Below are 8,197 nucleotides of genomic sequence, written 5' to 3'. Positions count from 1 at the left end.
ACCCTACCGGGCGCCGTGCGGCAGCGGCCCCCGCCGCGTCCGGCGGCGCACCGCTCCTTGGGCACCGCCGTCGTCGCCGGACGACCGCCGACTACCCTGCCACGGTGACCTCCGGCAGCACTCCCCCGCCCTCCGGTCCCCCGGCCCGCTCCGCGCACCTGCAGGGGCTCGCCCCCGGGACGGTCGCGGTGGCGGCCGGACGGCCGGAGCGCCGGCAGGGCGGACCGGTGAACCCGCCCGTCATCCTCTCCTCCACCTACGTCTCCGCCGGCGTCCCGGGACCCGGCGAGCTGCTCTACGCGCGCGCCGACACCGAGACGTGGCAGCCCTTCGAGGAGGCGCTCGCCGCCCTGGAGGACGCGGCGCTGCCCGCTCTCGTCCTCGGCTCGGGGATGGCGGCGGTGGCCGCGGCGCTGTCGCTCGTGCCGCCCGGCGGGCGGCTGGTCGTCCCCCGCCACGCGTACCAGATCACCCTCGGGCTGGCCGCGGAGCTCGCGGCGCGGGGCGTGCTCGGCGTGGAGCACGTCGACATCGCGGACACCGACGCGGTCGTCCGTGCGCTGCGCGGCACCGCCCCCGACGGCGCGGGCACACCCGCCGCGATGCTGTGGGTGGAGTCCCCGACGAACCCCATGCTCGAGGTCGCCGACCTGCCCGCGCTCACGGCAGCCGCCCGGGAGACCGGCACGCTCGTCGTCGTCGACAACACGTTCGCCACGCCGCTCGGTCAGCAGCCGCTGCGGCTCGGCGCGCACGTCGTCCTCCACTCCGTGACGAAGTACCTCGCGGGCCACTCCGACGTGGTCCTCGGCGCCCTGGCCACCGACGACGAGGCCCTGCGGGCTCGCCTCGCCTCCTACCGCACCCTGCACGGCGCCGTCGCGGGACCGTGGGAGGTGTGGCTCGCGCTCCGGGGCCTGCGGACGCTCGCGCTGCGGGTCGAGCGCTCCCAGCGCACCGCCGCCGAGCTGGCCGCGCGGCTCGCGGCGCACCCCGCCGTGGCCGAGGTCCGACACCCCAGCCTGCCGGGCGACCCGGGGCACGACCGGGCCACGCGCCTGCTGCGCGGCTACGGCTCGATCCTCGGCGTGCGTCCGCACGGTGGTGTCGCCGCGGCGGACGCCGTCGTCGACGCCGTGCGCCTGTGGGTGCCCGCCACGAGCCTGGGCGGCGTCGAGTCGAGCCTCGAGCGTCGGCGCCGGTTCGCGACGGAGTCCGTCACCGTGCCGGAGGACCTGCTTCGGCTGTCCGTGGGCATCGAGGACCTCGAGGACCTCTGGGCGGACCTGTCCGCCGCCCTGGACGCCTCGCGCCCCTGACCTCAGCCCGCGGGCTCCAGGTCCGGGCGGGGCAGGGGCGTGTGCGCGCCCTCGACGCCCTCGGCGCGGTGCGGCCGGGACAGCAGGCTCGCCGCCATGTCCTCCACCGCGAGCCGCCCGGCCAGGACATCGACGACGGCCGCCGTGATGGGCATGTCCACCCCGACGGTCTGCGCCAGCTCCAGCACCGACGTCGAGGACTTCACGCCCTCCGCGGTGCCGGGGGTCGCGTCGAGGGCACGGTCCAGGGTGAGGCCACGCCCCAGCTGCACGCCGAGGCTGTGGTTCCGCGACAGCGGGGACGCGCACGTCGCCACGAGGTCGCCCATGCCCGCGAGACCCGAGAACGTCTCGGCGTCGGCACCCAGGGCCAGCCCGAGCCGCGTGATCTCGACGAGCCCGCGGGTGATGACGGTCGCCGTGGTGTTGTGCCCGAAACCCTGACCCTGGGCGATGCCCACCGCGAGCGCGATGACGTTCTTCACGGCCCCGCAGAGCTCCACCCCGACGACGTCGGCGTGCGTGTACGGCCGGAACCACGCCGACGCGCAGGCCGCCGCGACGAGTCGCGCGGTGCCGGGGTCGCTCGAGGCGACCACGGTCGCCGTCGGCTGCCGCTCCGCGATCTCGCGGGCGAGGTTCGGTCCGGAGACCACCGCGACACGGGACGCCGGGACGTCGAGGACCTCCTGGAGCACCTCGCTCATCCGGCGGTCGCTCGTCAGCTCGACGCCCTTCATGAGCGACACGACGACGGCATCCGGCTCGAGGTGCTCCCGGAGCGGCGCGAGGACCGTACGGGCGCTCTGCGCGGGGACCGCCACGGCGACGACCTGCGCGCCGCGGAGCGCCTCCGCGGGGTCGGTCGTCGCGGTGATGCGCTCGGGGAGCGGCACGCCGGGCAGGTACGCCTCGTTGCGGTGCTCCTCCCGGACCTCACGGCACACGGCCGCGCTGCGCCCCCACAGCGTCACGTCGCAGCCCGCGTCCGCGAGGACGAGGCCGAACGTAGTGCCCCAGCCACCCGTCCCCAGGACGGCGGCGCGGCGAGGGGCCGCGGCGTCGTCGGGCCCGAGGCCGACCCGCGCACCCGTCGCCGTCACGCGCGGCTCCCCCGTCGCGGGTCCCAGGGCGTCGCCGGCGCCGTCTCCCCGCGGATGGCCTCCAGCTGGCGCGTCACCGCGCCCATGATCCGGTCGGTCGCCGCGCGCAGGGTGGCGGCGTCGAGCGGACGGCCGTGCAGGTCGGACAGGTCGACCGGCGGACCGGCGACGACCGTCACCCGCTTGGGCGGGAGGAGCCGGGGCACCGTGGCGGTCGGACCCAGGAGGTCCTGCGGGCCCCACTGCGCGATCGGCACGACGGGCGCCCGCGTCAGCAGCGCGAGGCGGGCCACCCCCGTCTTGGCGAGCATCGGCCACAGGTCCGGGTCGCCCGTGAGCGTCCCCTCGGGGAAGACGGCGACGCACTCGCCGTCGGCCAGGGCCGCCTCCGCCGCCACGAGCGACTCCCCGGCGCGCACCGAGTTGCGGTAGACCGGGATCTGGCCGCTGGCGCGCAGGAGGCGCCCGAGGACGGGCACGGTGAACAGCGAGGCCTTGGCGAGGACCTTCGGCGCGACGCCGTTGTCGTAGAGGAAGTGCGCGAACGTCAGGGGGTCGACGTTCGTCATGTGGTTGGCGACCGCGATGAACCCGCCCTCACGGGGCAGGTGCTCCGCGCCGTGCCAGTCCCGCTTCGTCACGAGCATCATGACGGGCCGCACGAGGCGGGCGATGGCGCGGTACGCGGGGTTGGAGCGCTGCGGTGCGGGCACGGCAGGCGATGCTACCGGCGCTCAGCCGTGCGAGAACTCCGCGCCCAGCGCCGTCAGCTTCTCCTGGAAGTGCTCGTAGCCGCGGTCGATGAGCTGGATCCCGCGGACCGACGACGTGCCCTTCGCGGTGAGGGCCGCGATGAGGTGGCTGAAGCCGCCGCGCAGGTCCGGCACCTCGATGTCGGCGGCGGCCAGCGGCGTGGGGCCGGAGATCACGGCCGAGTGGTAGAAGTTCCGCTGCCCGAACCGGCACGGGTGACCGCCCAGGCACTCGCGGTAGACCTGGATGGTCGACCCCATGCCCCGCAGCGCGTCGGTGAACCCGAAGCGGTTCTCGTAGACCGTCTCGTGGACGATCGACAGGCCGGTCGCCTGCGTCAGGGCGACGACGAGGGGCTGCTGCCAGTCCGTCATGAACCCGGGGTGGACGTCGGTCTCCAGGACGATGGAGCTCAGGTCGCCGCCCGGGTGCCAGAAGCGGATGCCGTCGTCGTCGACGTCGAACTCGCCACCCACCTTGCGGAAGGTGTTGAGGAACGCCGTCATCTCCGGCTGGCTCGCCCCGCGCACGTAGACGTCGCCGCGGGTGGCGAGCGCCGCCGAGGCCCAGGAGGCCGCCTCGATGCGGTCCGCGAGCGCCGTGTGGCGGTAGCCGCCGAGCCGGGCGACGCCCTCGATCCGGATCACCCGGTCGGTGTCCACCGAGATGATCGCGCCCATCTTCTGCAGGACGTTGATGAGATCCATGATCTCGGGCTCGATCGCCGCGTTGCGCAGCTCCGTGAGGCCCTCCGCACGCACCGCCGTGAGCAGGAGCTGCTCGGTCGCGCCCACGGACGGGTACGGCAGGGTGACCTTGGTGCCGTGCAGGCCCTGGGGCGCGCGGATGTGGATGCCCTGGGCACGCTTGTCCACCTCGGCGCCGAACTGGCGCAGGATGTCGAGGTGGTAGTTGATCGGCCGGTCGCCGATCCGGCAGCCGCCGAGGTCGGGGATGAACGCCTCCCCGAGCCGGTGCAGCAGCGGGCCGCAGAAGAGGATCGGGATCCGGCTGGACCCGGCGTGCGCGTCGATGTCCGCGACGTGCGCCGACTCGACGTTGCTGGGGTCGAGCGTGAGCACGCCCCCCTCGGCGTCGTGGTGCACGGTGACCCCGTGCAGCTCGAGCAGCCCGGTCACCACGGCGACGTCCCGGATCTGCGGCACGTTGCGCAGGACCGAGGGTCCCTCGCCCAGCAGGGCGGCGACCATCGCCTTCGACACGAAGTTCTTGGCTCCGCGAACGGTGATCTGACCGTTGAGGGGGTTCCCGCCGTTCACGTAGAGCACGTCGTCCATGGGGGCCATGCTCCCCCACCGGGGGCCGAACCGTCACCTCGGCGCGGCGTGATGCTCACGACTGCGTCATCGGGAACACCGACGGCCGCCCGCTGTGCGCGGGCGGCCGTCGCTGTGGTTCGTGAGGCGTGCCGGTCAGGCGAGGGCGTCGTCCCCGTGCCGCGGCGCCGCGACCGGGCGGGCCGCCACGACCTCGACCGGCGGCAGGTGCCTGGCCGGCAGGGTGCGCGGACGCCAGCCCTCCCGCTCCGCCTCGAACGCGGTGATGTCCGGCTCGTGCTTCAGGGTCAGGCCGATGTCGTCCAGGCCCTCCATGAGGCGCCAGCGGGTGTAGTCGTCCACCTGGAACGGGACCGTGACGTCCCCGCAGCGTGCCTGCTTGGCGACGAGGTCGACCGTCACCTCGGTCCCGGGGTTGGCCTCGAGCACCTTCCACAGCAGCTCGACGTCCTCCTGGGCGAGCTGCGCGGCCAGCAGGCCCTGCTTGCCGCTGTTGCCGCGGAAGATGTCGGCGAACCGGGCGGACAGGACGGCCTTGAAGCCGTAGTCCTTCAGCGCCCAGACGGCGTGCTCCCGGGACGAGCCGGTGCCGAAGTCCGGGCCTGCGACGAGGACCGAGCCCGCTCGGTAGGCGTCCTGGTTGAGGACGAACGACGGGTCGCCGCGCCACGCCGCGAACAGCGCGTCCTCGAAGCCCGTCCGCGTGACCCGCTTGAGGTACACGGCGGGGATGATCTGGTCGGTGTCCACGTTGCCGCGCCGCAGCGGGACCCCGACACCGGTGTGCTGGGTGAACTTCTCCATCGTCCTCAGGCCTCCGTCTGGGTCTGTCGGTGGTCGCGCCCGCGCCTCAGGCGGACAGCCGGCCGCTCTCGGCGGGGGTGAGCGGGCTGCCGTCCGGCGCGACGACGTCGGCGCCGAGGTCCGCCACCGAGGAGAGCGTCCCGCGGATGGCCGTCGCCGCCGCGACGAGCGGGGAGACCAGGTGCGTGCGACCGCCCTTGCCCTGGCGCCCCTCGAAGTTGCGGTTCGACGTGGACGCCGCCCGCTCGCCCGGCTGAAGCTGGTCGGGGTTCATGCCCAGGCACATGGAGCAGCCGGCGTTGCGCCACTCGGCGCCGAAGTCCAGGAAGATCCGGTCCAGCCCCTCGGCCTCCGCCTGCAGCCGCACGCGCGCCGACGACGGCACGACGAGCACGCGCACGCCGTCAGCCCTGCTCCGGCCCTTGACCAGCTTGGCGACCGACCGCAGGTCCTCGATCCGGCCGTTGGTGCACGAGCCGATGAACACGGTGTCCACCGGGATCTCCCGCAGGGGCGTGCCGGGTGTCAGGCCCATGTACTCCAGCGCCCGCTCGGCGGCGACGCGCTCGTTCTCGTCGGCGATCGCGGCCGGGTCCGGCACCGAGGCCGACAGCGGCAGGCCCTGCCCCGGGTTGGTGCCCCAGGTGACGAACGGCTCGAGGTCCGACGCCTCCAGGACGACCTCCTCGTCGAACACGGCGTCGTCGTCGGTGCGCAGCGTCCGCCAGTACTCCAGCGCCGCATCCCAGTCGGCACCCTCGGGCGCGTGCGGGCGGCCGCGGAGGTACTCGAACGTCGTCTCGTCCGGCGCGATCATCCCGGCGCGCGCACCCGCCTCGATCGACATGTTGCAGATGGTCATCCGCGCCTCCATCGACAGCGCGCGGATCGCCTCCCCGCGGTACTCGAGGACGTAGCCCTGGCCGCCGCCGGTACCGATCTTGGCGATGATCGCCAGGATGATGTCCTTGGACGTCGTGCCCGTCGGCAGGGTGCCGTCCACCGTGATGGCCATCGTCTTGAACGGCGCCAAGGGCAGGGTCTGCGTCGCGAGGACGTGCTCGACCTCGCTCGTGCCGATGCCGAACGCCAGCGCACCGAAGGCGCCGTGCGTGGAGGTGTGCGAGTCGCCGCAGACGACGGTGAGCCCCGGCATCGTCAGCCCGAGCTGCGGACCCACCTGGTGCACGATGCCCTGGTCGGCGTCGCCGAGGGAGTGCAGGCGGACCCCGAACTCCTGTGCGTTGCGGCGGAGTGTCTCGATCTGCGTCCGGCTCGTGCGGTCCGCGATCGGCAGGTCGATGTCGAGCGTGGGGGTGTTGTGGTCCTCCGTCGCGATGGTGAGGTTCGGCCGGCGCACGGGGCGGCCGGCGAGCCGCAGACCCTCGAACGCCTGGGGGCTCGTCACCTCGTGCACGAGGTGCAGGTCGATGTAGAGGAGGTCCGGCGCGCCGTCCGTGCCGCGGCGCACGATGTGCGCGTCCCAGACCTTCTCCGCCAGCGTGCGACCCATCAGATGCTTCCTCTCAGCTGTCCTGCCCGGTGGGGTGGCCCGGGAGCCGGTTCGGTCGAGGGACTTGCGTCTCAGCGCGTGAGACGCCAATATCGACCTATGGACAACTCTAGCGGAGTCGGCGTCCTGGACAAGGCCGCGTCGGTCCTGAGCGCCCTCGAGGCGGGGCCCGCGACCCTCGCCCAGCTCGTCGCCGCCACCCACCTCGCCCGGCCCACCGCCCACCGCCTCGCCGTCGCCCTCGAGCACCACCGTCTCGTCGCCCGCGACATGCAGGGTCGCTTCGTCCTCGGACCCCGCCTGTCCGAGCTCGCCACGGCCGCCGGTGAGGACCGTCTCCTCGCAGCGGCCAACCCGGTCCTCACCGCCCTGCGCGACCACTGCGGGGAGAGCGCGCAGCTCTACCGCCGCCAGGGCGACCAGCGCATCTGCGTCGCCGCGGCCGAGCGGCCCATGGGCCTGCGGGACTCGATCCCCGTGGGCGCGACGCTGACGATGCACGCGGGCTCGGCGGCCCAGATCCTCCTGGCCTGGGAGGAGCCCGACCGCCTCCACCGCGGCCTGCAGGGCGCGAAGTTCACGGCGACGATCCTGTCGGGCGTCCGACGGCGCGGCTGGGCGCAGTCCGTCTCCGAGCGCGAGGCCGGCGTGGCGTCCGTCTCGGCGCCCGTGCGCGGCCCGTCCGGTCGCGTCGTGGCGGCGGTGTCCATCTCCGGACCCGTCGAGCGCCTCGGCCGGCAGCCGGGTCGCCTGCACGCCGCCGCGGTCGTCGCCGCGGCCAACCGCCTGACCGAGGTCCTGCGCCGCACCTCGGAGTAGTCCCTGTCCCCGTCGCCGACGACGCCGACCCCGCTTCCGAGGGGCCCCGCACGCCGCGGGGCCCCTCGTCCGCGTCTGGAGACGGCGGGGAGGACCCGCACCGGCATCCGGCACGACCGCTCCCTGCGACAGGGCGCGGGACTCCACCGGGCGCTGGACAGCACGAAGGCCCGGCCGCTGCGCGACCGGGCCTTCTCGTGTACCCCCAAGGGGATTCGAACCCCTGTTACCGCCGTGAGAGGGCGGCGTCCTAGGCCACTAGACGATGGGGGCCTGGGTCGATCTCCACCCCGCAGGGCTTCGATCCGCTGAGTACCTTACACCATCTCCGCCGCACCCCCGACCACCCCGGCGTGGGGGTGAAACCGCAGGTCAGCGAAGCGCTGGGGTACCAGGACTCGAACCTAGACTAAGTGAACCAGAATCACTCGTGCTGCCAATTACACCATACCCCATGGGGTATAACGCCGTGCCCTGGGGCCCCGTGAAGAGGTCCGGAACCGGTCGTCGTACCGCCGGGAGACACTACCCGAGACGGACCACCGCTCCAAACCGGACGCCTGTCCGAGCGGTGCCCGTCCCGGCGCC

General features: G+C 73.9%; 7 protein-coding genes and 2 tRNA genes. 2 read left to right on the top strand and 7 right to left on the bottom strand.

Going from position 1 to position 8,197, the window contains the following annotated elements; all coding sequences use genetic code 11:
* Nucleotides 1-158 precede the first annotated feature (158 nt).
* Entirely contained in the window at nucleotides 159-1,319 is a 1,161-nt protein-coding gene (locus LG379_RS06655; protein WP_225753817.1) for a PLP-dependent aspartate aminotransferase family protein, read from the top strand.
* A 2-nt stretch (nucleotides 1,320-1,321) separates the two neighbouring features.
* Here the strand turns inward: LG379_RS06655 and LG379_RS06650 are convergent, their stop codons facing one another.
* From LG379_RS06650 to leuC, 5 genes are all read right to left on the bottom strand, one after another.
* Entirely contained in the window at nucleotides 1,322-2,422 is a 1,101-nt protein-coding gene (locus LG379_RS06650; RefSeq protein ID WP_225753792.1) for an NAD(P)H-dependent glycerol-3-phosphate dehydrogenase, read from the bottom strand.
* On the bottom strand, nucleotides 2,419-3,135 hold the full coding sequence (locus LG379_RS06645; RefSeq protein ID WP_225753791.1) for a 1-acyl-sn-glycerol-3-phosphate acyltransferase: 717 nt from the start codon (nucleotides 3,133-3,135) through the stop codon (nucleotides 2,419-2,421). Before LG379_RS06645 ends, LG379_RS06650 begins: the two co-directional genes overlap by 4 nt.
* A 21-nt stretch (nucleotides 3,136-3,156) precedes the next feature.
* On the bottom strand, nucleotides 3,157-4,473 hold the full coding sequence (gene murA / locus LG379_RS06640) for a UDP-N-acetylglucosamine 1-carboxyvinyltransferase (RefSeq protein ID WP_225753790.1): 1,317 nt from the start codon (nucleotides 4,471-4,473) through the stop codon (nucleotides 3,157-3,159).
* A gap of 135 nt (nucleotides 4,474-4,608) precedes the next feature.
* Nucleotides 4,609-5,277 (bottom strand): 3-isopropylmalate dehydratase small subunit, encoded by a 669-nt coding sequence (gene leuD / locus LG379_RS06635; RefSeq protein ID WP_225753789.1) that lies wholly within the window; start codon nucleotides 5,275-5,277, stop codon nucleotides 4,609-4,611.
* A 46-nt stretch (nucleotides 5,278-5,323) separates the two neighbouring features.
* Complete coding sequence (leuC, locus tag LG379_RS06630) at nucleotides 5,324-6,790, bottom strand: 3-isopropylmalate dehydratase large subunit (RefSeq protein WP_225753788.1); 1,467 nt, start codon at nucleotides 6,788-6,790, stop codon at nucleotides 5,324-5,326.
* Nucleotides 6,791-6,889: 99 nt separating this feature from the next.
* Between leuC and LG379_RS06625 the strand changes: the two genes are divergently transcribed.
* Entirely contained in the window at nucleotides 6,890-7,609 is a 720-nt protein-coding gene (locus tag LG379_RS06625) for an IclR family transcriptional regulator (RefSeq protein WP_034221820.1), read from the top strand.
* A gap of 200 nt (nucleotides 7,610-7,809) precedes the next feature.
* Here the strand turns inward: LG379_RS06625 and LG379_RS06620 are convergent.
* Together LG379_RS06620 and LG379_RS06615 are read right to left on the bottom strand one after the other, a co-directional pair.
* Nucleotides 7,810-7,882: transfer RNA gene (locus tag LG379_RS06620), tRNA-Glu, on the bottom strand.
* Nucleotides 7,883-7,992: 110 nt separating this feature from the next.
* Nucleotides 7,993-8,064 (bottom strand) — tRNA-Gln (locus LG379_RS06615).
* Nucleotides 8,065-8,197 lie beyond the last annotated feature (133 nt).

This window comes from Actinotalea sp. Marseille-Q4924 (genome assembly GCF_916618755.1).
In the GTDB taxonomy this organism is placed as follows: Bacteria; Actinomycetota; Actinomycetes; order Actinomycetales; family Cellulomonadaceae; genus Actinotalea.
This window is presented reverse-complemented; position numbering and strand designations above follow the sequence as displayed.

Excerpts from the sequence above, each read along its gene's own strand:
- LG379_RS06625 (WP_034221820.1), top strand. The coding sequence starts at position 6,890 with ATGGACAACTCTAGCGGAGTCGGCGTCCTGGACAAGGCCGCGTCGGTC.
- leuD (WP_225753789.1), bottom strand. The coding sequence starts at position 5,277 with ATGGAGAAGTTCACCCAGCACACCGGTGTCGGGGTCCCGCTGCGGCGC.
- murA (WP_225753790.1), bottom strand. The coding sequence starts at position 4,473 with ATGGACGACGTGCTCTACGTGAACGGCGGGAACCCCCTCAACGGTCAG.
- leuC (WP_225753788.1), bottom strand. The coding sequence starts at position 6,790 with ATGGGTCGCACGCTGGCGGAGAAGGTCTGGGACGCGCACATCGTGCGC.